The organism is Paenibacillus nicotianae, from assembly GCF_042681745.1.
Classification (GTDB): Bacteria; Bacillota; Bacilli; order Paenibacillales; family Paenibacillaceae; genus Saccharibacillus; species Saccharibacillus nicotianae.
The window spans coordinates 408001-433134 of record NZ_JBHUGF010000011.1; the positions used below are offsets into that span (position 1 = coordinate 408001).

22 protein-coding genes are annotated in these 25134 nt (G+C 39.3%); 14 read left to right on the forward strand and 8 right to left on the reverse strand.

Going from position 1 to position 25134, the window contains the following annotated elements; all coding sequences use genetic code 11:
- Positions 1–22: 22 nt before the first annotated feature.
- Positions 23–1360 (reverse strand): DUF2252 domain-containing protein, encoded by a 1338-nt coding sequence (locus tag ACFSGI_RS20555; RefSeq protein ID WP_204826071.1) that lies wholly within the window; start codon positions 1358–1360, stop codon positions 23–25.
- 200 nt (positions 1361–1560) lie between these two features.
- On the opposite strand from ACFSGI_RS20555, the gene gpmA reads away from it, so the two are divergent.
- Entirely contained in the window at positions 1561–2310 is a 750-nt protein-coding gene (gene gpmA / locus ACFSGI_RS20560) for a 2,3-diphosphoglycerate-dependent phosphoglycerate mutase (RefSeq protein WP_204826072.1), read from the forward strand.
- A gap of 105 nt (positions 2311–2415) precedes the next feature.
- Here the strand turns inward: gpmA and ACFSGI_RS20565 are convergent, their stop codons facing one another.
- Entirely contained in the window at positions 2416–3378 is a 963-nt protein-coding gene (locus ACFSGI_RS20565; RefSeq protein WP_379284254.1) for a methyltransferase domain-containing protein, read from the reverse strand.
- Positions 3379–3473: 95 nt separating this feature from the next.
- On the reverse strand, positions 3474–3914 hold the full coding sequence (locus tag ACFSGI_RS20570; RefSeq protein ID WP_204826073.1) for a GNAT family N-acetyltransferase: 441 nt from the start codon (positions 3912–3914) through the stop codon (positions 3474–3476).
- A 206-nt stretch (positions 3915–4120) separates the two neighbouring features.
- Between ACFSGI_RS20570 and ACFSGI_RS20575 the strand changes: the two genes are divergently transcribed.
- Positions 4121–4939: a hypothetical protein gene (locus ACFSGI_RS20575; RefSeq protein WP_204826074.1), complete on the forward strand. Its 819-nt coding sequence runs from the start codon at positions 4121–4123 to the stop codon at positions 4937–4939.
- On the opposite strand, the gene ACFSGI_RS20580 is transcribed toward ACFSGI_RS20575, so the two are convergent.
- Positions 4923–6398, reverse strand: a complete 1476-nt coding sequence (locus tag ACFSGI_RS20580) for an aminotransferase-like domain-containing protein (protein WP_204826075.1) — start codon at positions 6396–6398, stop codon at positions 4923–4925. The two genes, ACFSGI_RS20575 and ACFSGI_RS20580, sit on opposite strands and share 17 nt — an antisense overlap.
- Before the next feature lie 176 nt (positions 6399–6574).
- Between ACFSGI_RS20580 and ACFSGI_RS20585 the strand changes: the two genes are divergently transcribed.
- On the forward strand, positions 6575–7531 hold the full coding sequence (locus ACFSGI_RS20585; RefSeq protein ID WP_204826076.1) for a DMT family transporter: 957 nt from the start codon (positions 6575–6577) through the stop codon (positions 7529–7531).
- Between the two features lie 67 nt (positions 7532–7598).
- Here ACFSGI_RS20585 and ACFSGI_RS20590 read toward each other — a convergent pair whose 3' ends face one another.
- Together ACFSGI_RS20590 and ACFSGI_RS20595 are read right to left on the reverse strand one after the other, a co-directional pair.
- Positions 7599–8123: a hypothetical protein gene (locus ACFSGI_RS20590; RefSeq protein WP_204826340.1), complete on the reverse strand. Its 525-nt coding sequence runs from the start codon at positions 8121–8123 to the stop codon at positions 7599–7601.
- A 203-nt stretch (positions 8124–8326) separates the two neighbouring features.
- Positions 8327–8845 (reverse strand): hypothetical protein, encoded by a 519-nt coding sequence (locus ACFSGI_RS20595; RefSeq protein ID WP_204826077.1) that lies wholly within the window; start codon positions 8843–8845, stop codon positions 8327–8329.
- A 182-nt stretch (positions 8846–9027) separates the two neighbouring features.
- Between ACFSGI_RS20595 and ACFSGI_RS20600 the strand changes: the two genes are divergently transcribed.
- The gene (locus tag ACFSGI_RS20600; protein ID WP_204826078.1) at positions 9028–9192 is read left to right on the forward strand and encodes a hypothetical protein; all 165 of its coding nucleotides are present in this window, start codon (positions 9028–9030) and stop codon (positions 9190–9192) included.
- Between the two features lie 145 nt (positions 9193–9337).
- Here the strand turns inward: ACFSGI_RS20600 and ACFSGI_RS20605 are convergent, their stop codons facing one another.
- Positions 9338–11155 (reverse strand): APC family permease, encoded by a 1818-nt coding sequence (locus ACFSGI_RS20605; RefSeq protein WP_204826079.1) that lies wholly within the window; start codon positions 11153–11155, stop codon positions 9338–9340.
- Positions 11156–11441: 286 nt separating this feature from the next.
- On the opposite strand from ACFSGI_RS20605, the gene ACFSGI_RS20610 reads away from it, so the two are divergent.
- The 3 genes from ACFSGI_RS20610 (at position 11442) to ACFSGI_RS20620 (ending at position 13270) form a co-directional block, all read left to right on the forward strand.
- Positions 11442–11684, forward strand: a complete 243-nt coding sequence (locus tag ACFSGI_RS20610; RefSeq protein ID WP_204826080.1) for a hypothetical protein — start codon at positions 11442–11444, stop codon at positions 11682–11684.
- Between the two features lie 114 nt (positions 11685–11798).
- Complete coding sequence (locus ACFSGI_RS20615) at positions 11799–12455, forward strand: stalk domain-containing protein (RefSeq protein WP_204826081.1); 657 nt, start codon at positions 11799–11801, stop codon at positions 12453–12455.
- 101 nt (positions 12456–12556) lie between these two features.
- Positions 12557–13270, forward strand: coding sequence for a stalk domain-containing protein (locus ACFSGI_RS20620; RefSeq protein WP_204826082.1), 714 nt, complete (start codon positions 12557–12559; stop codon positions 13268–13270).
- A gap of 84 nt (positions 13271–13354) precedes the next feature.
- Here the strand turns inward: ACFSGI_RS20620 and ACFSGI_RS20625 are convergent, their stop codons facing one another.
- Positions 13355–14419, reverse strand: a complete 1065-nt coding sequence (locus tag ACFSGI_RS20625) for a LacI family DNA-binding transcriptional regulator (RefSeq protein ID WP_204826083.1) — start codon at positions 14417–14419, stop codon at positions 13355–13357.
- Between the two features lie 357 nt (positions 14420–14776).
- Here ACFSGI_RS20625 and ACFSGI_RS20630 point away from each other — a divergent pair, with 357 nt between their 5' ends.
- From ACFSGI_RS20630 to ACFSGI_RS20660, 7 genes are all read left to right on the forward strand, one after another.
- Positions 14777–15709 (forward strand): ABC transporter permease, encoded by a 933-nt coding sequence (locus ACFSGI_RS20630; protein ID WP_379284434.1) that lies wholly within the window; start codon positions 14777–14779, stop codon positions 15707–15709.
- 14 nt (positions 15710–15723) lie between these two features.
- Positions 15724–16605 (forward strand): carbohydrate ABC transporter permease, encoded by an 882-nt coding sequence (locus tag ACFSGI_RS20635; RefSeq protein ID WP_204826085.1) that lies wholly within the window; start codon positions 15724–15726, stop codon positions 16603–16605.
- A 37-nt stretch (positions 16606–16642) separates the two neighbouring features.
- Positions 16643–18220, forward strand: a complete 1578-nt coding sequence (locus ACFSGI_RS20640; RefSeq protein WP_204826086.1) for an ABC transporter substrate-binding protein — start codon at positions 16643–16645, stop codon at positions 18218–18220.
- A gap of 42 nt (positions 18221–18262) precedes the next feature.
- Positions 18263–19726, forward strand: a complete 1464-nt coding sequence (locus ACFSGI_RS20645; RefSeq protein ID WP_204826321.1) for a glycoside hydrolase family 32 protein — start codon at positions 18263–18265, stop codon at positions 19724–19726.
- An 80-nt stretch (positions 19727–19806) separates the two neighbouring features.
- Positions 19807–22395 carry a glycoside hydrolase family 32 protein gene (locus tag ACFSGI_RS20650; RefSeq protein ID WP_379284261.1) on the forward strand — a complete coding sequence of 863 codons (2589 nt, stop codon included), beginning with the start codon at positions 19807–19809 and terminating at the stop codon, positions 22393–22395.
- A gap of 108 nt (positions 22396–22503) precedes the next feature.
- The gene (locus ACFSGI_RS20655) at positions 22504–23367 is read left to right on the forward strand and encodes a stalk domain-containing protein (protein ID WP_204826088.1); all 864 of its coding nucleotides are present in this window, start codon (positions 22504–22506) and stop codon (positions 23365–23367) included.
- A gap of 348 nt (positions 23368–23715) precedes the next feature.
- Entirely contained in the window at positions 23716–25131 is a 1416-nt protein-coding gene (locus ACFSGI_RS20660) for an MATE family efflux transporter (RefSeq protein ID WP_204826089.1), read from the forward strand.
- Positions 25132–25134 lie beyond the last annotated feature (3 nt).

Sequence of the window (25134 nt, forward strand, 5' to 3'; positions counted from 1 at the left end):
TATTGTTGACTAAAGTTGCTTCTTATTGCGTCTGAAATGTCTGAGCCCATTCGCAGAAAATCGCATAATCTTTCTCCACCTGATCGGCATAAGCGAAAGCCCAACGCGAAATATGTTGTACAAATGCTTCTGGTTTGCGTCCCATCGCTTTTAGAATTTCTTTTTCACTATGATAGGGAAGAATACCTTTGTTCACATCTGCATCTGCGCGTGCATGCATTTTGGCCGTTAATTTAGCCATCGTACTGAGCACACTTTCCATGTCTTCTATCGTTTGGATATCTTCTAATTTGAGACGCTTTTTGTAAGGCGAACGTTCACGTACATAGAAATCCCGCCCGTCTAACGTAAGAAAACCAAGATAAGGATCAGCTTTGTGATGCATCGCTTGTTGCGTTGTTGTTACGCGCTTGCCTTGATGACTAAAGGTCTGCCAGAATGAATCAGCATACGGTAGAAAATAAGCAGGCACAGGTGTCCGTACTTCTTTTACTTCCAATACAGCATCATCTTCACCTGTTGCACGGAGTCCACCTTCGATTAATACATAATACCGATCCAGTCCGATTGAAGCTGTACCTGAACCATGCTTAATCGCAATATCTTTGATCCGATAATGATCCTCTTCACCTTGATGACATACTAAAGTCTGCTGATAAAATCCCCATGCTTGCTCTAACAACGTTTGCTCTTTGTCAGAAGGAGTCAACAATTCTGCGGTTTCTTGAAAAACACGATCACTTTGCATAACAGCTGTGACTTTTTCGAGAAAATGTCCGTTACGGCGTTTTTCTAATTTACGTAACAATTTGCGTACAGGGCCTTTTGCTTTGTTTTCGTTCATGATGAATTTGGCTGGATCGTCTTTGTCTTCGACAAAACAAGAAATTTGTTTGTAATATCCTTTACTATAATGTTCTAGTAGCTGAAGTTGTTGCTCATCCGTATATTGAAGCTGTCGTCCAACCAGTGCGATACTGACTGACATTCGTAGTACATCATACAGATATGAACCGATATAACCTTCATCAAAATCATTCACATCATACACAATCTGCTTGGACTCATTGCGAAAAGCTCCAAAATTTTCAAAATGTAAATCTCCTTGAATCCATGTAGGGCGCTCTGTAGAAGTATGGTAAGGAAAGTAATGGCGTGTCGCATCAAAATAAAACAAATACGAACTTCCGCGGAAAAAAGAAAAAGCAGAAGCGCTCATTTTGCGATATTTCTCAGCTCTTTTGGGCGGGCTCAAATGCATAATCTTGCTATCAAATTCATCCAGTACCGATATCAATGTTTCTTTGCGTAATTTAGTACGCGTATGTATCACTTGCTCTGTCATATTGGGCAGTATCATATTGTAGTGCCTCCTCATCTCACAATATCTTGTATACATCGTACATCAGTTGTATTTTAGCACTTTCTCCTTACTAGGGTGTACTGTAAAATCTCGACCACCTAGCGTTAGTTGCAAATGGTTAAGTAAAAGCATAATGTGGGTTAAAGAGTATAGATACTTCTCCATTAGAAGAAGTAGAGGAAAAGGAGTAGAGACTAATGTACAAAATCATTCTCGTTCGTCATGGAGAAAGTGTATACAATCAACAAAATTTATTTACAGGGTGGACTGATGTAGCGCTTAGTGATCGTGGGATCGAAGAAGCACGCATAGCAGGTAAATTAATCAAAGAAGCAGGATATACAGTTGATCACGCTTTTGCTTCTGTACTCAAACGTTCGATTCAGACGTTGCATTACATACTAGACGAACTGGATTTACTATGGATTCCTGAACAGAAATCATGGAGATTAAATGAACGTCATTATGGTGCTCTGCAAGGATTAAGCAAAATCGATACCGCTGAGAAATATGGAGAAGAACAACTTCAACTCTGGCGGAGAAGTCTTACCGTTCGTCCTCCTTTATTGGAAAAGAATGATCCGCGTAGTCCTCGTCATGAACATCGATATGATGCTATTCCTGATGAGCAGATTCCTTACGGCGAAAGTCTCAAAGATACAGTAGAACGTGTTGGAGAGTTCTGGCATGATCATATTGTGCCGTTAATTCAGCAAAAAGAACATCTTTTGATCTCTGCTCATGGCAATACATTGCGCGCGTTGATCAAATATTTAGAAGATATTGATGAGAAAACATTAACCGAGCTTAATATTCCGACAGGTATTCCACTCGTCTATGAATTAGACGATGATATCAATCCGATTCGACGCTTTTATCTAGGTGAAGATGAACATATTGAACGTAAAACGAATGAAGTAGCTAATGAACACAATGTAAATGAATAGTGAGGAGAATCTCATGGATATCAGACCTCATTTGAAAACAACAAAAGCATCTGTAGGCATGTCTGCTACAGATGCTTTTTTTTAATTGTACTTTATTCTCACTCATCAATGGCAAACCAGAATCTGGCGGGAAAAGACACCTTTTGCTCCTTTTTTAGCTTCTCCACGATCGGTAATCGAGAATCCAGCGGTAGCTACCATATCATCGATATTCTCAATCGTAATCACGACCACTTTGTCAGCGATTCGGCGAGCATGTTGTAGAATACTTAATTGTTCTTCAGGGGTAGTGGTTGAAAATAAGTTGTACGGCATATCGATAATAGCTGCATCATAATGTTCTGTAATATCAGCAATATCACCTAACGTTACTTCTCCTTTTAAGCCAAAATGCTTAATATTGGCGCGTGCTCCCTGAGCAATATGCGGATTGATATCGCGTCCGACAATATCGATATCCATAGATAATGCTTCTACCAGTACAGTACCGATGCCACAGCAAGGATCAATTGCTTTGATCCCTACAGGATTGGGAACCAAAATATTCGCAGCTGCTCTAGCAAGACGGGTATTAAGAGCAATCGAATAATTTTGTGGTTTGCGCATATTGTGGAACCAGACCGCTTCATTTTTAAAGTAATGACCCAAATACCAGCGTCCACCAAAAGGAACAATTCCATACGTATGTTGAGGATGTTTCACATCGGCTTCTCCATGAATACGCATGCCTATTTCACGTTCAATTCCTAATCGTTCTTGATATTCTATTTTGTGCTCTTGATCCAGATCGTTGATTTTGACAAAAACTACTTTGAATGTCTGATCAAGCATATCGATCTGTTCGGCTTGAGCATATATTTCTTCTAACGTATCGCCTTCATACAAGACTTCGATTCGTTCTTTAATAAAAGGGCTACGGCTAGGCATAACAGCGATATTACTTTTAAGAATAAATTGATCGGTTTCCTGTCCAAAAAAAGCTCTCATTTCTAGATAACAAAGAGAATGTTCGTCTTGACGGTGAGAGTACGTATAAATATATTGCGGATTTGCATATTGTTGATCCAATCGTCGTCCATCCTTTAAGCCAGTTTGGCTACATATATTTCCTGCAAATCAGTCAAAAATAGCGCTGTTTTGCAAAATGTTTCATGTGGAACATTCTAATATTGTGGAACATCTTTAGAAAAAACGTAAAAACTATCCCGTTTTTCCCAACCGTTAGCTGCCCAGAATTGTTGACCTTCCACATTAGTTGCCATGACGAAAATATGGCATTTATCGATTCCGGCATTGGTTAAGCCGTTCATCGCTTTTTCAATCAATTGTGTCGCGATCTTTTGTCCCCGGTATGTAGGATTGACTGCCAGATGATACATATATCCACGCCTGCCATCATGACCGGCAAGTAATGTTCCTGCTAACACAGTAGTCTGATCATCTAGCTGCTTCTCCGCTACAAACGAACAATCAGGATTACGTTCTAAATATCTCTGAATATGAGGTAATGAATCAGCTTCGCTTAACCACATACCTTCAGTATGCTCCCAAAGCGCAATAATTTCATTATAATCTTCAATTTTCATTTCTCTGAGTGTAATCATGTTTATTCCTCCGGTATTGTAGGTAATCTAAAGTAAAAGTGATGATTTACGACTTATTTGTAAGGAACTTGCTGTGAACAGCATTTTTTTCTGGTAATTACATCGATTAAGGCTTAGCATGTAATAGAAGCTAGCATGACACACGTTGGAATTGAATTTACGTTTACGATAAAAATGAATATCGAACGATCAAGGAGGCACTCCTTTTGAATATAAAGAAAAACGCTACAAAATGGTTGATGATCACTATTATTTTATGTGCTCTTTCGATAGAAACCGTATCGGCAGCCAAGTTCCATGCTAATCAACAATTGACTTCAAACGGTGAGCCTTTGACAGCAAACACCGTTAATATAGAACAATCCGATGTTCCAATTCATCAAGCGAACGTATTTACCATTACAAAAGATTCTAAAGTAATTGCAACTGACCCTACGCTAAATATTACAATTCGTGGCGAAGAAAAATCAGATGGTACGTATAAAAATATGTCTATCCATACACCTACTTTTAATCGCATGTTAGAAGGCGTTCAAGTTGTTAATCCAGAGTACGCCCCGCAGATCATCTCATCCGATGTGGATGGTGACGGTCAGCCTGAAATTATTGTAATACTAACGAACGGTTATGGAACTGGAGTTGACCGAACCGAAGTCCAAGTATACCACCAAGACGGTACAGCTATTGGGGTAGAAGATGCACAACATGCCTGGTCTAAACATTTTCAGGCACAAATCAAAGGGAAACAGATTGAACTTTTATTGAATAAGCAAACGATGACTTTGCCGACTTCGATTCTTCAAGATGATAGTATTTCAGAAGATACAGCGGTAGAAGTTGGATCTGTTCAACAATATAAAATAGTCGATGGACAATTGGTTGTGGCTGTTTCTGTGCAAATTGGCATGATGAACGTGTTGGGTGAGCTCACTACTGTATATCAGTATCAGCAAGGCATCTTACAGGCCAAGTCTTCAAGTCTGCAACTGGATGAGCCGTATCGTTCTGCTATTCAGAAGAATTAGATTCCATATCTTTAGCGATGGCGACTAACTGCTGAATCCCGGTACGAATTTCTTGTTCACTGGCAAACGAAAAGCAAAGACGGATATATTGCTGTGACGTTTCGTGACGATCAAATAACGATCCAGGCACAAACGAAATCGATTGCTTGAGACAGCGAGCCAGTAGTTCAGGAACAGAGATATGATCAGGTAACCGAACCCAGAGGTTAAATCCGCCTTGAGGCGATTCATAATACCAGCCGGTGGAAGATAGTTCTTCTTCCATAATTTCTAAGCGAATCCGTAAAGCGATTCGTAGCTTTTCAATATGTTGTTGTAGCCGATTAGATGTGAAATACAGCAAAAATACTTTCTGATTGAGCAAAGGGGTACCACCATCTGCAAGTGACTTGGCAGCAAGTAATGGGGTAAACCACTCTGGCCTGGCTACAATACAAGCCATTCGCAGTCCGGGCGAAACGTATTTGCTAAAGCTACGAATATAGATCGTATATCCTTCTGTATCATAAGCAAACAAAGGAAGCGGCGGCTTTTGATCAAAATAAATATCCTGACAGGTATCGTCTTCAATCAATAAGCATTTATACTGAGCAGCTAGATCAACTAATTGTTTGCGTTGTTCTGCCGATATACAGACGCCTGTCGGATTGTGAAACGTAGGATTAAGGTAAAAGAACCGTGGTTTATATTTCTGCATCGCTTGTTCAATTTGAACGAGATCGTAGCCGTTGGCATCGATGTTTACAAGAACGAGCTTGGCTCCTTTTTGCTCAAACACATCCAAAGCACTGGCATAAGCAGGCGACTCGATGAGCACATGATCTCCCGGACGTATCCATACTTCTGCGATTAACGATATCGCTTGTTGAGCGCCTGTTGTAATTAAGATTTCATCAGCATGTACATGGAACTGTGAAGTCTTAGTAAAGTAGCGTTGAAGCATCTCTCTGAGCTCCAGATCGCCTTGCGCTGTAGCATAAGTGCCTAGCAACTTGGGATACAGATCGAATACTTGTTTCACATATTCGGCAAAATAATGATTAGGTAGTAGATTCGGTGTTATTAATGCTTTGGAAAATTGATAGTTAGCTTCTATACGGTGCAGTTCGCCTAAATTTCCTTGAAACAAAGGCAGACCTAATTCAGCTTCATTGGTCAGCACTTGCAAAGCAGGCGGTTGCACATAATAACCGGATTTATCGCGAGCATAGACATGACCATCTTCTTTGAGATGTTGATAAGCTTTGAAAATCGTTAAGCGGTGCATGCCGGTATCTTCTGCTAGCTGACGTACAGAAGGCAATTTGGCATGAGCTTGCCAGTCTCCGCGCTGGATACGTGTCTGGATATAAGTATAAACCGTTTGAAAAGAATGTTTACTTTGTGGCTGAGCCGATGATGAATCTACTGTAAGATGAGCCTGTTTTTTTTGCGGTTCAATCAGCGGTTTATTTGTCATGTTCGCATTCCTTTCTGATCTATAGCAGATCGTGAATGATTATATGAAATCAAACATAGAAATTGTACTCAGTGTAACGCTTATGCAGACCTTTTCCTGTACCATCTGTTCTATGGTATTCCATCTGTTCTGTTGTGCTTCCTTTACAATAACAGAACACAGAGGAGGAATGGAAGATGGTATTACTGGGGTATGCAATCATGTGCTTGATTTTTGGAACCACATTTCTAGCGATTAAGATTGGGGTCGATGCAGGGTTACCGCCTTTCTTTTCCGCAGGAATTCGCTTTTTTGTAGCTGGATTGATCTTGATGATCTGGATGTATGCACGTAAAAAGGTAAGCTTTTCTTTATTGTTACGCAAAGAAACGTTGTTTATCGGCTCAGGATTAACCTTTTTTACATTTGCAGCCTTATATTGGGCTGAACAATATATTACTTCTGGAGTAGGTGCTGTTCTGTCTGCAACCGGGCCAGCTTTTATTTTATTGATAAGAGCAGTGGTCTTGAAAGATAAAGTGCCTAGTATTTCATTTATCGGTGCCATGATTGGGTTAATAGGGGTTGCGTTGTTAATATTGCCAGGGTTATCCGGTCAGTATCATGCACTATGGGTCATTGCTTGTCTTGTTGTTGTCTTAGGGGAATTTGGCTACTCAGCAGCAGCAGTCTATTCCAAACAAGTCGTTAATACATTACAGGGCAGTTCACCGATTGCTCAAAATGCCGCTCAGATGATGCATGGAGGATGGATGTTATTGGTACTGTCTTTGATTACCGAACGGGGTCAAATACATATTGAAACGATGTTCAATTCCGCAGCTATCGGTTCGTTGCTGTACTTGATCGTACTGGGCTCAATGGGTGGACATACGCTATTTTACTGGTTAATCTCACGAACGAATCCTGTATTTCCATCGACATGGTTATACATTTCGCCTGTTATAGCACTGGTACTTGGATGGTTGATCTATAAAGAACCACTCAATTGGATCATGGGGCTGGGCGCTTTCGTTATTCTAATCGGCGTGATTTTGACCAATATCGAGACATTACGTTCGTTATTTGCAAATCGATCTACCAAAGCAATTAAAAGCAAAAACGCTTCTATTGTGAAAGTATATAAAAATTAAATAGGATATAAAGAAAAGACCTCCGTTCAGTTAGGAGGTCTTTCTGTTTGTAGATTATATTAGAATATTATTGATTAATCGCATAAATACCAGGCTTATTATTGATCGGCGCGATCCAAAGTTCGCCATCGCCAATCATCACACCCATATCACGTATAAACAATTCATCTAGACGCTGATTTGCTAATGCTTTTTTAACTTTAGCTGTCATAATAGTATTGTATTCTGTAATAAATTGAGACTCTTTAAGAATACTTCTTTTTTTGTTATTGCTATTGATGACTAGCGGATATGAAATACGTTTGGCGACCGCTTCTTTGTTGCCATTTGCTACAGCACGACGCAGATTAGCATAAAATCCAGTGAACTGTTTGACGTTATCAAATCCAGCTACGCTCACCAGTCGTTTTTCTTGCTCTGCTGTGAGCTTGTCTACTTTGGCTTTGGCGGTAGACGTCGATTCTGTAGAAGCTACGGTAGAGACAGTAGATGCGGTTGTATCAGCTTGTGCAGATACAGACAGTGCAGGGAGAGCAATCGATCCAGCTAATACAGAAGTCATTACGATAGTTATTCCTTTTTTCATATTCATTATTCATACCTCCTAGAGATTGATAGATTGTAAAGATCATGATCATACTCTGACTTTAGGATAGGATACATGAAAATGACTTATAAAATAACAATACCGTAAAATAATAACAAAGTAAAAGAAGGATCGTTATGATAAAGCTATAAATGACTGCATTAAGTATAGGGATAGCTTTGTATCGATACCGCTTTTTTTATAAATGATTAATCATGTAATTTTTGATTAATGGTATACACACCTAATTTGTTATTTAGAATAGCCATCCATATTTCGCCACTACCCACCATCACACCTTGATCACGAATAAATAAATCATCTAAACGTTGATTAGCTAGTGCTTTTTTAATTTCCGCAGTGATGATTGTATCGTATGCAGCAACAAATTGTTTTTGATTCAAAATTTTGCGTTGTTTTTTATCGCTATAAACAGACAAAGGGTACGAAATACGTTTGGCTACTGCTTCTTTATCATTTTTAGCTACCGCACGACGCAGATTGGTATAGAATCCAGTAAATTGTTTTACATTATCAAATCCAGCAATCTCAACAAGACTTTTTTCTTGCTTGGGTGTTAATTGGTCTACTTTAGCCTGGGTTGTCGCTTGAGTAGAACTATCTTTTGAAGTAGTAGTAGCTTGTGCAGATACAGATAATGCAGGGATAGTAAGAGATAAAGCTAGAACAGAAGTGAGCATGATTTTGATTGTTTTTGTATTCTTCATAATTGATTACCTCCAGAAAATGTAGATATTGAATAGACGGGAATGAATCGCCTAGAGACATTATTCAATAGAAGGTGGTCATTTGTAAAACAACAATATAGTAATGGCAAAGTAACAGGATAGTCATAGTAAAATGCCATAATATTCAAATCCAACGATATATTACTAGAAAGGAGATAGCGATGAAACCATCGGATCAACATCCTCAACTACAGACAATCAAAGAAGCTACTCATCGCATCTATACCGATATCGATTATGAAGCCAAGCCGAATTGGTATATGGTATGGGTGGAGAAGATAGACAACACCCAAAATACTGCTAAACAAAGTGACAAAATAAAGTAACAGAATAGCCATATGTTGAATAATATCTACTTTTTGCAGCCATTTTACGATCTGTAGTTAGTAGGTTATCTTTCTAATTAATTGAAACTTCTATCAATCTCAAAAAAGAGGTAGACCCTGTATAAAGGATCTACCTCTTTTGATTCTATTTATTCAAATGATACGGAACAGTCGCAACAACTACGTCTTTGTAATTAATCAGATAAGCACGCATCAATAGACTGGTCTGATTATGCAAAATCGTTTCCCACCAGTGATGAGTGACAAACTGCGGAATCAGTACTGTAATATGATCGGTTGCTGATGTTTTCCATTCGACGGTATCAATAAAGCGACGTAAAGGGCCTAAAATACTGCGGTAACGTGATTTTAGTACAATTAGACGCACACCAGGGTTCCATTCTTCCCATTTCTGCTCCATCTTATGAATAGCTTCATCATCGAAACCAACATAGACAGCAACGACATTAGGCGATAACGTCTTCGCATAACTGATCGTGTTCATCACTACGCGTGTAATCCCTGCAACAGGAATAATAATCGTGTTTCCTTTGACCTCAGGCTTATCGACTTTGATATCGATACGTAATTGTTCGGCTGTATTTTCGTAATGCGTATAGATTTTGTAGAAAATATAAACCACAAGCGGTAAGAACAAAAAGATCACCCATACTTGTGAGAACTTAGTGAAAATAAAGATCAATGTGATCGACAATGTAGTTAACATACCGACAGTGTTAATCGTTAACTTTAATCCCCAATTGGATGGCTTCAAGCGAATCCAGCGAATCATCATGCCTAATTGCGATAAAGTAAACGGAATAAATACACCAACCGCATATAGTGGAATTAGATTTTCCGTATCCCCTTTAAATACAATCACTAACAAAGCAGATAATAGACTCAAAATAATAATACCGTTAGAGAACCCTAGACGATCTCCACGTACCATAAACATATGAGGCATATATTTATCTTTTGCTAACATAAACGCAAGCAGTGGAAATGCAGAGTAAGCAGTATTCGCGGCAAGGAATAGAATCAGTGCCGTAACACCCTGAATCACATAATAGAGAACTCCATGACCAAAAGTCATGCGTGCGATCTGAGAAATAACTGTTTCGGTTGCACTTGGATGAATCCCATACCAGTAAGCAAGCAATGTGATTCCGATAAACATCGCTCCCAAAATAATACCCATCATCAGAAGCGTAGCGGCTGCATTTTTCTCAGCAGGCTTACGGAAGTTAGGAATAGCATTAGAGACGGCTTCTACCCCTGTTAGTGCCGAACAACCCGAGCTAAATGCTTTGAGTAATAAAAACAGACTGACATTCGAGACGGTACTATCAAACTGCGGAGCCGCCGCTTCAATCCCGCCTGTGAAGTAACGAATCACTCCTGTAATAATCAAAACAAAAATAGCGATAACGAATAAATAAATAGGAATAGCGAGTACAGATGCAGATTCAGTTACACCACGTAGATTCATAATCGTTAAAAATACGATCATGACTAGCGCGATTAGAACCCGGTGATCATGTAATACTGGAAAAGCAGAAGTAATTGCATCTGTTCCTGCGGATGAACTTACGGCTACAGTTAGGATATAATCAACAAGTAAAGATCCGCCTGCTATTAAGCTAGGGGCTTTACCGATATTATCCTTGGCTACAATGTACGCACCACCACCTGCTGGATACGCAAAAATCGTTTGGCGATACGAAATAATTAAAATAACCAACAAACCAAGCACCGCGATAGAGATTGGAACCGAATACCACAAAGCCGCAAATCCAGCAACCATGAGGACTAGCAAAATTTGCTCTGTTCCGTATGCCACCGAGGATAGCGCATCGGAAGAAAGAATCGCTAGTGCTTTAAGCCGACCTAATTTTTCAGCTTCAAGTTCTGCTGACTTCATCGGCCTTCCGATTAATATACGCTTGAACTTACCCAACATCTTGTGCACACCTTCATTTCTTGAAATTTAGAATGTAAGAAAGGCTAATCAATTTACGTTTTATATACACGCATTTCCTACGAATCAAGCACAACAAATCATGCTTGTTTAAGCTAACTTTTTAGGCAAGCGTATATCATTATACTCTAGCTTTGTAAAAAGTCATCACCTATTTTAAACAAATTTGATAAGTAAAAATAGACAAAGTGATATTTTGAACCAATCCTACTTCTATCTTCGTATATAAGACATTAAGAGATCATACAAAAATAGCAAGGAGAACTATATGAAAAAAGTCATGCGCCGCATATTGTGGGGATTATCGATTATTATTTTTATCGGAATAATTATGTGTTTTTATATGGGGTACTTTATGTATGCCTATGGTTTAATCTTTTTGGTCATCAGTATTTTATTTGGAATCGGGCAGATTGCACAGGTCAATAATAGTGTGTGGATGCACCAAAATGGATACGACCGTCATATCAGAGAACAGATCGAGCGACAACAGCGTAATCGGGAAGAATAAGCTACAGGTTAGTTAATTTAGTTCAAATTGCATTCATTTATAGGGCTATAGAAGGTTTAAAATCTAACATTACCTGATAACATAGAGTTACTACTATATTCAGGAGGTTGTTATATGAAGAAGAAGCACTGGTTAGTAACAGCAGCAGTTGTAGGTATGGCTTTGACCGGATCAGCAGGGGTATATGCAGGTACGAATTTGGAAAGTATCAAAGCTTCGCTTAATCATGGTCTGGGGATTCAAGTGAATGGTTCAGCGTATACACCGACAGCTAATGGTAAAACGCTAGCTCCTATTTCATATCAAGGAACAACGTATCTTCCTGTACGTTCGATTGGCGAAGCTTTAAATACATCCGTTAGCTTTGATGCAGCCAGTAACAAAGTCATTATTGGCAGTGGTTCTTCTACTTCTACAGGAACACCAGCTACACCAGCAGCCTCAACTGCTGTTATCAAAACGAAGTATTTACCAACTGATTTTCCTTTTCCTACAGATGCGAAACAAGTCAGTCTAGTCGAAAATGTAGCAGGTAACAAAAAACAAGTTTCTCTGTTGTATTCGACCAAATCGAATCTACTTGAACTGGGCAATACATATAAAAATTACTATTTGGGCAAAAATGTAACTCAAAATAGTGAGACGATTGAAGCCAATGAATTGAGTATTGTAAGTTCCAAAGATAATGATTTTGTTGTATCGATCAATAGTACGCCGATTGCTAATCAGACAGGTGCTTATGAGATCAGTATCGTTTGGAAAGAGCAATAAGCTTTTTGAGAAATGGTTAAAAAAACCATATATAACATATAATAAGGCATCGTTTATTTTCCGATATGATATATAACGTTATTATCATTAGGAGGATAAAGATGATTCCACGTAAATGGATAGTTACTGCCTGCATAGCAGGAGCTACACTGATTGGATCAACAGGAGTGTATGCTGGAGCTAATTTGCAATCGATAAGTGCTTATCTTAACAATGGTCTTTCTATTCAAGTTAACGGGAGTGCGTATACGCCAACAGCGAATGGACAGACATTAGCACCGATTACGTATCAAGGAACAACCTATCTTCCTGTGCGCTCTATAGCAGATGCCCTTCAAGTTGGAGTCAAATATGATGCTACTGCTAATCAAGTCATTATCAATTCAATGCCGCCAAGCAGTGCTACGAATGGAGCGACCAGTTCGACTTCTCCAAGCAGTAGCACCAGTAATGCACCGATTACAATGACTACACAGGTATTTCCAACAAAGTATCTGCCTGAAGATATTCCTTTTCCATCAGATGCACATGCTACAAGTATCACTGAAGATCTTGCAGGTGACGGGGAAAAGCAATCGTTTATTATTTATACCACACAAGAAGATCTGGTCACGTTAGGCAATGCTTATCAGAGCTATTTTGAAGCACAAGGATTAAATGAAACCAATTCGATTATTGATCCTGATTCGTTAAGTATTGTAGGCGAAGTCGAAGGAAGTTACGGAATTTCGATTCAAGGTAATCCATTACCGAATCAACCGAATTATAATCAAATCAATTTCACATGGACAGAACAACCGGCTTCGATCGATTGATAATGCAGTTTATTTTTTAATATAAAATCGTAAATAAAAAGCTTGCAGTGATCCTTGTTCAAAAGGGTCGTTGCAAGCTTTTTGTTATGATTGCGCTGGAAAAGAGGACTGATGTAATACAGCCGAAGATTCGCGAAAAATAGGATGCGTCTGTACGTGTGAGATTTGATACGGTCGATTAGGGTTTTTGATACGAGCTAACAATGTTTCTGCGGCAGTAATCCCCATATCATTACTAAAAATATGAACAGTCGTTAAAGGCGGATCGACAATTCGCGATGCTGAAGCATCATCAAAAGCACAGACTGATATGTCTTCCGGTATTTTGATTTGATTGGCTTTGAGCACCTGTATAAGATGAACAGCGATAAAATCATTTGTACATACAAAAGCAGAAGGTTTGTGAGACATGGCTTTGAAATGACGATCAATCCAATCTTTTTCCTCGAAAAACTCTTTGTCTTTACCCAAAATACAATAAGAACGATCCAATGAAATATCAGCTTCTACCAAAGCTCGATTAAAGCCCATCCAGCGTTCGTTAAAGCTTTTACAGTGATTATAATCGCCTACAAATCCTATTCGTTGATGCCCTTGTTGGATTAACGTTTTGGTCATTTCGTAGACACTGTACTCATTTTCCATAAGCAACAGATCAGCTTGTAAAGAAGGAGAAGGCAGATCAACTGCACAATCAATAAAAATAGTCGGTAAGCCCAGATTGGTGATCTTTTTACTGTAATCGCTATCAAATAATTCGATACAAATAATACCATCGACTTTGGAAGCTTCAAAATTGTTAGGTAAAGTAAGCGACTGAATATCAGCTTCACGCAAAATATGAATAGAGATCGTATACCCTTCCATACTCATCCGCTTTTCAAATCCACTAATTAGCAAAGAACCAAAATGCGAATTGTTAGGCAGACTTGAAGTTAACAGAGCTACATTACCAGTAGACTTGGGCACTAAATAATCAGATTCTACATAAGCAAATTGTTTATATTTTAATTCGGCTGCTTTTTGAATAACTTTATTTCGTGTTTCAATAGGGATCGTTGTATTACCATTAATAGCTTTAGAAGCGGTATTACGGGATATATTCAAAGCATCTGCAATATCCTGAATAGTCACTTTTTCTTTCTTCATAATCGGTTGTCCACCTTTAATCATCACATATTTTCAAAAGAAACGATTGGTTATTCGGTCTATAGATTGTATTCGTTATTTGTATTAAATGTATAATAATTCGCATTGAATAGCAACTTATGTTTACAAATGTAAACTTAAATTTGTGCATAATGTATCTATTTTTATGTTTTTAGATATATTAATGTCAATTTATAAAATGCAAATGTAAAATTATATTTTTACAAAACGTATTGACGAATGAACAATTTGTTTGTTAAATTGGTTATCATAATCATGTACAACAAAATGTAAGCCCTTTCTAAAACAGAGTAGGACTTAAAGGAGTGAAATCATGTGGATGGAGTAGGACAGAAAATAAAAGCAGGAAAAGGTGAAAATGTACAGAGGAAAACATTGAAAAAAAGGCAAAATCATTATTTTCTTTATGCTTTGTTAGCCCCGGCGCTTATATTGACTATCGTATTTAAATATATTCCGATGTACGGAGCGATTATTGCTTTTAAAGACTTCAGTCCACTTAAAGGTATTTTGCGAAGTGATTGGGTCGGGCTTAAATACTTTGAAAAGTTTTTACATTCACCCAATTTTACAGATATTTTTACCAATACGATTTCATTAAGCTTGCTCGGCCTTATATGTAGCTTTCCCATTCCTATCGTACTGGCGCTAATGCTTAATCAAGTCCGGCAAGCCAAAATAAAGAAAAATATACAGTTGGTGTTGTATGCACCGAATTTTATCTCTGTAGTTGTGATTGTCGGAATGTTATTTATTTTCTTATCACCTGTCGGTCCTATTAACCAACTGGTTAGTGCGATCTTTGGTCAACCGCTGATGTTTATGTCTGAACCTGAATATTTTAGATGGATCTATATTTTGTCTGGAATCTGGCAGGGTGCAGGATGGTCTTCTATTATTTATGTGGCGGCTTTGGCAGGTGTTGATCCAGAACTACATCATGCGGCAAGTCTGGATGGAGCCAATCTACTACAACGTATTCTGCATATCGACCTACCAACGATCCGACCGATTATGGCGATTGTGTTTATTTTAGCGGCAGGTGGCATTATGTCGATAGGCTTTGAAAAAGCGTACTTAATGCAGACATCTATGAACTTACCTTCTTCTGAGATTATTGCAACCTATGTGTACAAAGTAGGGCTACAAGCAGGCGATTATTCATATTCTGCGGCAGTTGGATTATTTAATTCTGTGATCAACGTCTTTTTATTAGTAGCTGTTAACTTTGTAGTGAAAAAACTCAATGAAGGCGAAGGCCTCTATTAAGGAAGGTGTACCGGATGAATATCGCATCCTCTCGTATGGATCGGGTCATTATTATTTTAAATTATATTCTGCTGACGTTCTCAGTCCTGATTATTGTCGTACCGCTTATCTATATTGTAATCGCTTCCTTTATGGACCCGATCGCTCTCCTCAACAAAGGGCTTTCGTTTAACATATCCAGTTGGAGCTTGGAAGGGTATCGCAAAATTTTGGGCAATGAAGCGATGACTCGCGGATTTTTCAATTCTGTATTTTACTCGGTTAGCTTTTCGATTTTAACAGTAATTGTATCTGTATTTGCAGGTTATGCGTTATCTGTAAATGAATTAAAAGGTCGCAATCTATTTATGACTATGTTTATTGTAACGATGTTTTTCGGCGGTGGATTGATTCCTACGTATTTGTTAGTCAAAAATCTAGGGATGTTGGATACCGTCTGGGCGATCCTGTTACCGGGAATTGTGAATGTCTGGGATATTATTCTAGCACGTACTTTTTTCAAAGGTATTCCGCATGAATTAAAAGAAGCCGCTAATGTGGATGGGGCGAACGATTGGACGATCTTTTTCCGCATTGTCTTGCCACTCTCCAAGCCGATTATTTTTGTTATCGCTCTTTATGCGTTTGTCGGACAATGGAATTCTTATTTTGATGCGATGATCTATCTGGATAATGCGAAGCTGTATCCGTTGCAATTGGTTTTGCGTTCGATTTTGATTCAGAACCAGACAATGCCTGGTATGATCGGTGACCAATTGGCGATGGCAGAACTGAAGCGTCTTTCTGAAATGATCAAATATTCTTCGATTGTGATTTCAAGTCTACCGTTGTTAGTCATGTATCCATTTTTCCAGAAGTACTTTGAAAAAGGTGTTATGGTCGGTTCGCTTAAATAAAGCAGGGCATTTCAATATATTCATGGAGGCAAATCTAATGAAAATGATCCAAAAAGTGTCTATTTCCGGTTTGACAATAGCACTGCTATTAACAGGTTGTAATTCAGGTGCATCAGAGCAAAATACCGATCCTAATGGTAAAGTGACTTTGAATTTTTTGACGCAAAGTTCTGCGCTTGCGCCTGCTGATCCGAATGATAAATTAATCAATAAGCGATTAGAAGAAAAAACAGGAATTCATATCAACTGGAAAAATTATACGACAGATCAATTTATAGAAAAGCGTAATCTAGCCGTCGCTAGTGGCGATCTTCCAGACGGTATTTTTGATGCTGGTTATACCGATTATGATCTGCTCAAATTAGCTAAAGATGGCGTGATTATTCCGGTAGATGATCTGATCAATAACTATATGCCTAATTTTCAAAAAGTATTAAAAAAAGCACCTGAGTACAAAAAGATGATTACAGCGCCAGATGGACATATCTATTCGTTCCCGTGGATCGAAGAACTAGGTACAGGTAAAGGAGCGATTCAATCGGTAGATGATTTCCCATGGATTAATCAAGCTTGGCTCAAAAAGTTAGGGCTCAAAATGCCTACAACAACTGAAGAGTTAAAACAAGTATTGATCGCTTTCAAAACGCAAGATCCGAACGGTAACGGAGAAGCTGATGAAATTCCATTATCTTTTATCGATAAGCCAGGTGGCGAAGATTTGACCTTTTTATATGGATCATTTGGACTTGGCGATAACTGGGATCATACAGTTGTGACCAATGATGGCAAAGTGGTCTTTACCGCATCAGACAACGGATACAAAGATGCGATCAATTATATTCATAGCTTGTATCAAGAAGGTCTGATTGATGTAGAGTCTTCTCAGCAAGACTGGAATACGTATCTAGCCAAAGGCAAAGACAAGCGTTACGGATTGTATTTCACATGGGACAAAGCCAATATTACCGGTTCTAATGATGATTATGAATTGATGAATCCGTTGGCTGGCCCAAATGGACAGATTAATGTAACCCGTACTAATGGAATGGGATTTGATCGCGGTAAAATGGTTATTACCAGTACGAATCAACAGGTAGAAGCCACAGCCAAATGGATCGATCAATTATATGAACCATTGCAATCGGTACAAGATAACTGGGGAACGTACGGGGATACCAAAGAGCAAAATATTTTCAAATTTGATCCAAAAAAAGGCATGTTAGAACATCTTTCTTTAGAAGGATCAGCACCTGTTGAAGTACGTCAAAAAACCAATATCGCAGGGCCATTAGCAGTTCTGAATGAATATTACGGCAAATATACAACGATGCCTGATGATGCAGCAGCCCGATTAAAGTTAATGAAGAAAGTCATGGTTCCACATATGCAAGCAGATCATATTTATCCTAAAGTATTCTTTTCTATAGAAGAGTTAGATCGCTTGTCGACGATAGAAACCGATCTGTTCGCTTATGTGCAACGCAAACGTACAGAATGGTATCAAAATGGGAAAGTGAATGAAGAATGGCCGGCATATCTACAAGAGTTGGATCGTCTGGGATTACAAGAATGGCTACAAATCAAACAATCTGGATATGACCGTAATCAACAATAAAGTAGATAGTAACGATACCGATACCGAAGGAGCTTGGTTATGATGATTATTCAATCGCAAGAAAAATACCGACCACTATATCATTTCACCCCTCAACAAGGGTGGATTAATGACCCGAATGGATTAGTGTACTTTAATGAAGAGTATCATCTCTTTTTTCAATATCATCCAGATGGAACGACATGGGGCCCTATGCATTGGGGTCATGCAATCAGTTCAGATCTGGTGAACTGGCAAGAACAACCTATTGCACTGGCACCTGATGAGTACGGTACTATTTTTTCGGGAAGTGCAGTGGTCGATTGGCATGATTCTACCGGATTTTTTGATGGGAAATCTGGATTAGTCGCTATCTTTACCCATCATGATCATAACCATGAACTGGATCGTATTCAGCAACGACAAAGTCTAGCCTATAGCGTAGATGCAGGTCGAACATGGATCAAATATCAGGGTAACCCAGTGCTGGAGCATGATGAACTAATCGATTTTCGTGATCCCAAAGTATTCTGGCATCAAGCAACAGAGCAGTGGATTATGATTCTGGCTTGCGGGCAAACGGTTCATTTATATCGTTCACCGAATTTGAAAGAATGGACATTTCTAAGCGAATTTGGAGAAGGCATTGGTTCGCATGATGGGGTGTGGGAATGCCCTGATCTGTTTCCATTAGTCGTCGATGGTTATTCGGACATGACCAAATGGGTGATGTTAGTCAGTATTGGAAGCAGTGATGAATATGTAGAAGGCTCACGAACTCAATATTTTATCGGAGACTTTGATGGAACGACTTTTACACCGGATTCGTCTTCGTATGAAGTGCGCTGGCTTGATTATGGGCGAGATCATTATGCAGGTGTATGCTGGTCAGATATTCCGGCTGAAGATGGTCGGCGTATCTGTATCGGTTGGATGAGCAACTGGAAATATGCCAATCTAACACCTACCGAGTTGTGGCGTGGAGCAATGTCTTTACCACGCGAACTAACATTGGAGCAGCGAACACAAGGAATAACACTGATTCAGCGACCTGTACAAGAGTTGATCCCGATGCGTAGCCCGATACTGTCGTTGGAACATGTTACTATCGCAGATGTGCAAAGCAAGCTAAACACTTTACAATTGGACAGCTATGAGATTCATATGACCGCTGATATCGATAGTAGATTTGCGTTGAAATTACGTGCATCAGAGCATCAAGCGACGATTGTAGGTTATGAAGGAGATCAAGGTGAAGTCTATATCGATCGCACCGATTCAGGAGATCATCATTTCCATCCTGACTTTGCCGGAAAACATATAGCCAACGTGTATCAAGATAGTCAGACGATAGAGCTACGTATCTATGTGGATCGTTCTTCTATTGAAGTGTTTGCTAATGACGGGCAAGCAGTCATCACCGATCTGATTTTTCCCGATTACGATGCACAGGGATTGGATATTCAATCATTGGATCACGATCTGCTACTGACATCATTTCATATCTATCAGCTCATATCCTCTTAATTAACAATATCAGGCATTATCATCATGGACGTACAGAGAGGAAAGAATAGATGAAGCATACAGATATCTTGTCTATCTCCATGTATAGATCGATAGCAGTCATTATGCTGATCGTATGTAGTCTAAGTCTGGTAGAAGTGACTTCTGCACAGGCAACAGCAACAATAGATTCCACTGTGGTATCAAGCAGTGCCTTGACCACGATAATACAAGCCAAGACCAATATATCCTCATGGATGCTCAAAGGAAAAGGAACAATGAAAGACAGTACAGCAGGAATTGTATTGACTTCAGATACTAAAGAAAATGTCAGTGCTATATCAGCGACATTATCGGCTGATTTTGTCTATGAAGCCGATATAACTATTCAAGATATGCGTACAGATGCTTCACTTATGTTCCGCTCTGATGCTGAAGGAGGAGCTGGTTACTGGTTACAGATTAAGCCAACGTCAGGACAGATCCAGCTTCGTAATGCTTTAGGGACGAATAGTAGTTTGCAACAATCGTATCCTGTCGATTTTCAAGTAGGACAGACGTATCATTTGAAAGTGAAAGCTAGTGGTTCTCAGCTCCATGTGTATTGGGATAAGCAGTATCGTCCTGTAATGCAAGTGACAGATAACACCTATCGTTCAGGTTATCTGGGCTTGCATGTATGGGATGGAAGTGTAACCTTTCAAAATGTTATCGTCAGTGATCTCAACACCAATCTAAAAACGCCTGTATTTACCACAGGAATATGGATGCCTCATATCGCTGGCAAGATCGTTACTGCAACGCAAGAGTCTGTCAATATATACAATTTGCGTTCAACCGATTTGATTGCAGAAGCAGATATTTCTTTTGCAGACAATGTAAAAGGTAGCGCGGCAGGTCTGATATTTCATGCCAATGATAAAGCGACTACAGGATATATCGCTTATCTGCGCAATCAAGGAAATACCATCAGTGTCGAGTTGAGAAAAAGAGATGGCACACTGATAGCCAAATCAACGCAAACGTACATCCATCAGCCGAACAGCAATCATCATCTTGAAGTTCGAATGATTCAAAATCGTATTCAGGTCTTTGTCGATGGATATACGCCAGCCGCAATTACGGTCACAGATAACAGTTATGCCCAAGGGTATACCGGTATGATTGCACAAGGCGGTCAGATTATTTTTCAAGATGTTTTTGTTACAGCACCAGCCGATTATTATACCGAACAATATCGTCCACAATATCATTATGCTGCTTCACGTAACTGGATCAGCGATCCAAATGGAATGGTTTATTTTGAAGGTGAATATCATTTGTTTTATCAAGATGGAGGACAATGGGGACATTCGGTCAGTACAGACCTTGTTCACTGGAAAAGGCTTCCGTTTGCTCTGAAATGGAATGATCTAGGGCATATTTGGTCTGGATCGGCAATCGCTGATACTACAAATGCTTCTGGTTTATTCGGTTCTTCAGGTGGCAAAGGCTTGATTGCTTACTATACTTCTTATGATCCTGATGCGCCGAATGGGAATCAGAAAATAGGATTAGCTTATAGCACCGATAAAGGACGCACATGGCAATATTCACAAGACCATCCGATCGTTATCCAAAATCCAGGTCAGACTGCTACTGAAGCTGGTGGATGGGATTTTCGTGATCCCAAAGTAGTGAGAGATGAAGCCAATCAACGTTGGGTGATGGTTGTGTCCGGTGGAGATCATATTCGCTTTTTTACTTCCACTAATTTGATCGACTGGACATGGACTGATAATTTTGGATACGGTGATTATATAAGGGGTGGAGTATGGGAATGTCCTGATTTATTTCCTTTACCTGATAATCAAGGACATATCAAATGGGTATTGATGATCAGCACAGGAGCCAATCCCAAAACAGCAGGTTCAGATGCAGAATACTTTATTGGCGATCTCACTGCCAAAGGTACATTTATCAATAACAATCCAGTCGGCAACGTATTAAAAGTAGACTGGGGGAAAGAATTTTATGCGGCGATGTCATTTGCTCAAGTACCGGATGGACGACGGATTACTATGGCATGGATGACCAATTGGGATTACCCGTTTGCTTTTCCAACAACAGCGTGGAAAGGCGAAATGACGATTCCAAGAGAGTTATCATTATGCAATACAGCCGAAGGATTACGTTTATTTCAAAAACCGCTAACTGAATTGTCGTCTTTACGAACTCCGTTGCGAACGATTAACAATCAAGTGATCTCAGAGCAGTCGCCTAATGTGTTAGCTGATCTACAAGCAGGTAGCTATGAGATTGAAGCCGAAATCGAATTGCCGGTAACCAATCCTGCACAAGCCTGGGGATTTGAAGTACGTAAAGGCAATCAGCACAAAACAGATATTGGCTATATCGGTGCAGAACAGTCGCTCTTTATCGATCGATCCTTGTCAGGCAATACCAGCTTTGCCGAGTTATTTTCAAAAAGGCAAACAGCAACGTTACAACCGATCAATCGGCGAGTTCACTTACGTATCTTTGTCGACAATTCTTCTGTTGAAGTATTTGCTAATGATGGGCAGGTCGTTTTTTCTGATTTGATTTTGCCTGATTCACAAGATACCGGAATGCGTTTGTATAGCAAAAATGGCGAACTAAACATCATAAGTCTGAATGTTTATCGTCTCCAAAGTATCTGGAAGCTATAATATTAATAAAAACTAATTTAATCCAGTTATAACATATAATTGTTTCTCTTCTACTGACCGATATTACTAATACTAACTTCATTAGTAATCAGCAGGAGGGGAACAATTATGTCTAAAAAGAAGTGGATTATTCCTATTTATATAGCAGCTATGGCATTAACAGGATCAGCAGGTGTGTATGCCAGTTCTTCACTCGAAAGTATTACAGCTTCGCTTAATCATAATCTTAATATTGAAATCAGTGGTAAAGCGTATAAGCCGACCGGCCCCAATGGAGAATCGCTGTCTCCTATTGTGTATCAAGGAACGACTTATTTACCAGTGCGTTCAATCAGTGAAGCCCTAAATACAGATGTAAATTATGATTCAAGTAATAACAAAATTTTGATCACACCCAAGTCTGGTGCTACAAGCAAACCTGCTAGCACTTCAGCAGGCACTTCTACAACTCCCAATGCCGCAACGACTACTCCAACTGTAACTGACAAAAATACGATCAATACATCAACACCATCTGCTACGACACCACCGCCTGCTATCGAGACTTTGAATCCTAACGATAGCGGTCGTATCGATGCCGCAGGCACAGCTCCAGAAGTAGTCACCAATGTTGTACCTGTGAATCCAGCACTCAGTATCGTGAATACACCGTTGATTACTACCAAATATCTACCACTTGATTTCCCTTTCCCATCGGATGCGACATCAATCAGTCTACGTGAATCGGTAGCAGGGGATAAAAAGCAATTGTTAATGATCTATGCCACTCAAATGGATCTGGTCACGCTCGGCAATGCGTATCAAGCTTATTATGGTGCGCAAGGTGTAGTAGAATCCAACAATCGTATTCAACCGGATGCTCTTAGTCTTGTTGGAACCAAAGACGATGCGTTTGGAGTGTCTATTCAAGGAAATCCACGTTCTGTAGCTCCAGGTTACAATCAGATTCGAGTCACTTTAGTACAACAATAATAGACATAAATAATCAAGCATACGACCCCTATCATCATACAAGGGATCGTATGCTTTTTTGTTGATCATAGCGTGAAAACGATACTGTAAAATGATTGCAAATGAGCTCTTTTCATGAGAAAAGCTTCACAATACCCACATTAGGCATGTTAGAATCAAAAAACATGTAAAATTTTCAGAAAATTTCAAAATAGGTAGTGCATTCGCAAAAATAGTGTGCTAAGATACCAAGAGTTTAAGAGGAACTCGTCGGAATCGTTTTGAAACATGTATGCAAAAACGTGAAAATAAATAGGCTGATGGCCTGTATAAGCAACACCCGAATACGAACAAAAGGAAGGTGATTTCATGAGCGCTATGACATCCACCAATGAAAGCAACACAGTCATTAACAAACAATTTAATCTTTTCCGGTTAACATGGCCGATCTTTTTAGAAGTATTTCTGTTTATGTTAATGGGAATTGTAGATACTTTAATGTTAAGTGATGTATCGGATAACGCAGTAGCGGCTGTCGGAACATCGAACCAAGTTATCTCTATCGCCATATTAGTATTAGAAGTGATCGGGAATGGAGCCGCAATCGTTGTCGCACAATATATAGGTTCTCGTAAAGTATTAGAAGCTAGTCGGATTACCGCTGTAGCGATTACGCTTAATTTAACAGTAGGATTGTTGCTTAGTGGTACATTCCTTTTGTTTGGCGGACATTTAATGGAGAAAATGCATTTGCAAGGTGAGATTCTTGCTCTTGCTGAAAGTTATATAGCGATTGTTGGTGGAGCGATTTTCTTACAAGCACTTATCAATACACTTGCAGCCGTTATTCGTACGTATGGTTTTACTAAAGAAACGATGTTTGTATCGGTATTTATGAACGTGATCCACGTAGTGGGTAACTATCTGTTGATCTTCGGTCACTGGGGTCTACCACAAATGGGTGTACAAGGTGCAGCGATCTCGACGATTGTGAGTCGTCTGATCTGCGCAGTAATTTTCTTCTGGTTATTGTATCGTGTCATGGAAGTACGTATTCAGATTAAAGATTACTTCCGTATGACGAAGAAATATATTATGCAAATTTTGAAAATCGGCGTACCTTCTGCTGTAGAACAAGTCACTTATCAATTATGTCAGCTTGTATTTGTATTCTATGTGACATATCTAGGTAGTGAAGCGATGGCTTCCCGTCAGTATGCTAACAATATCTCAACCTTTATCTATCTGTTCAGTATTGCAATTGGTATGGGAACAGCGATTATTGTGGGTCGCTTAGTGGGAGCGAATCTGAAAGATCAAGCGTACAAACGGGTATGGTCTAGTGTGAAATGGGCAATGGCGGCTACACTGGTGATGGATATTTTGATTATCATTTTCCGCGTACCATTGATCGGTATGTTCACTGACAATCCTGAAATTATTCGTATGGCATCTCAAGTCATACTGCTCAGTTTCTTACTGGAGACTGGACGAACCTGTAATATTGTAATTATTAACTCGCTTCGTGCGTCAGGAGATGCCAAGTTCCCTGTCTATATGGGACTGATCTCAATGGTCTGCATGAGCTTGCCACTTGGATATCTATTTGTTTTCAAAATGAATCTAGGGCTTGCTGGAATCTGGTTAGCGATTGCCGCAGATGAATGGGTACGTGCTATTATTATGTACTTCCGCTGGAAGAGCAGAGCGTGGGAGAAACATTCTCTTATTCAGCATGATGAACCGGAATCGTTAGAAAATGTTCCGGCTGTAGCATCGGTATAATAG

What these genes read in the sequence shown, in the direction of transcription:
- ACFSGI_RS20585 (WP_204826076.1), top strand. Translation starts at nt 6,575, where the DNA reads ATGGTATTACTGGGGTATGCAATCATGTGCTTGATTTTTGGAACCACA.
- ACFSGI_RS20555 (WP_204826071.1), bottom strand. Translation starts at nt 1,360, where the DNA reads ATGATACTGCCCAATATGACAGAGCAAGTGATACATACGCGTACTAAA.
- ACFSGI_RS20610 (WP_204826080.1), top strand. Translation starts at nt 11,442, where the DNA reads ATGAAAAAAGTCATGCGCCGCATATTGTGGGGATTATCGATTATTATT.
- ACFSGI_RS20625 (WP_204826083.1), bottom strand. Translation starts at nt 14,419, where the DNA reads ATGAAGAAAGAAAAAGTGACTATTCAGGATATTGCAGATGCTTTGAAT.
- ACFSGI_RS20570 (WP_204826073.1), bottom strand. Translation starts at nt 3,914, where the DNA reads ATGATTACACTCAGAGAAATGAAAATTGAAGATTATAATGAAATTATT.
- gpmA (WP_204826072.1), top strand. Translation starts at nt 1,561, where the DNA reads ATGTACAAAATCATTCTCGTTCGTCATGGAGAAAGTGTATACAATCAA.
- ACFSGI_RS20635 (WP_204826085.1), top strand. Translation starts at nt 15,724, where the DNA reads ATGAATATCGCATCCTCTCGTATGGATCGGGTCATTATTATTTTAAAT.
- ACFSGI_RS20645 (WP_204826321.1), top strand. Translation starts at nt 18,263, where the DNA reads ATGATTATTCAATCGCAAGAAAAATACCGACCACTATATCATTTCACC.
- ACFSGI_RS20615 (WP_204826081.1), top strand. Translation starts at nt 11,799, where the DNA reads ATGAAGAAGAAGCACTGGTTAGTAACAGCAGCAGTTGTAGGTATGGCT.
- ACFSGI_RS20590 (WP_204826340.1), bottom strand. Translation starts at nt 8,123, where the DNA reads ATGAATATGAAAAAAGGAATAACTATCGTAATGACTTCTGTATTAGCT.
- ACFSGI_RS20595 (WP_204826077.1), bottom strand. Translation starts at nt 8,845, where the DNA reads ATGAAGAATACAAAAACAATCAAAATCATGCTCACTTCTGTTCTAGCT.
- ACFSGI_RS20655 (WP_204826088.1), top strand. Translation starts at nt 22,504, where the DNA reads ATGTCTAAAAAGAAGTGGATTATTCCTATTTATATAGCAGCTATGGCA.
- ACFSGI_RS20640 (WP_204826086.1), top strand. Translation starts at nt 16,643, where the DNA reads ATGAAAATGATCCAAAAAGTGTCTATTTCCGGTTTGACAATAGCACTG.
- ACFSGI_RS20650 (WP_379284261.1), top strand. Translation starts at nt 19,807, where the DNA reads ATGTATAGATCGATAGCAGTCATTATGCTGATCGTATGTAGTCTAAGT.
- ACFSGI_RS20660 (WP_204826089.1), top strand. Translation starts at nt 23,716, where the DNA reads ATGAGCGCTATGACATCCACCAATGAAAGCAACACAGTCATTAACAAA.
- ACFSGI_RS20600 (WP_204826078.1), top strand. Translation starts at nt 9,028, where the DNA reads ATGAAACCATCGGATCAACATCCTCAACTACAGACAATCAAAGAAGCT.
- ACFSGI_RS20605 (WP_204826079.1), bottom strand. Translation starts at nt 11,155, where the DNA reads ATGTTGGGTAAGTTCAAGCGTATATTAATCGGAAGGCCGATGAAGTCA.
- ACFSGI_RS20620 (WP_204826082.1), top strand. Translation starts at nt 12,557, where the DNA reads ATGATTCCACGTAAATGGATAGTTACTGCCTGCATAGCAGGAGCTACA.
- ACFSGI_RS20580 (WP_204826075.1), bottom strand. Translation starts at nt 6,398, where the DNA reads ATGACAAATAAACCGCTGATTGAACCGCAAAAAAAACAGGCTCATCTT.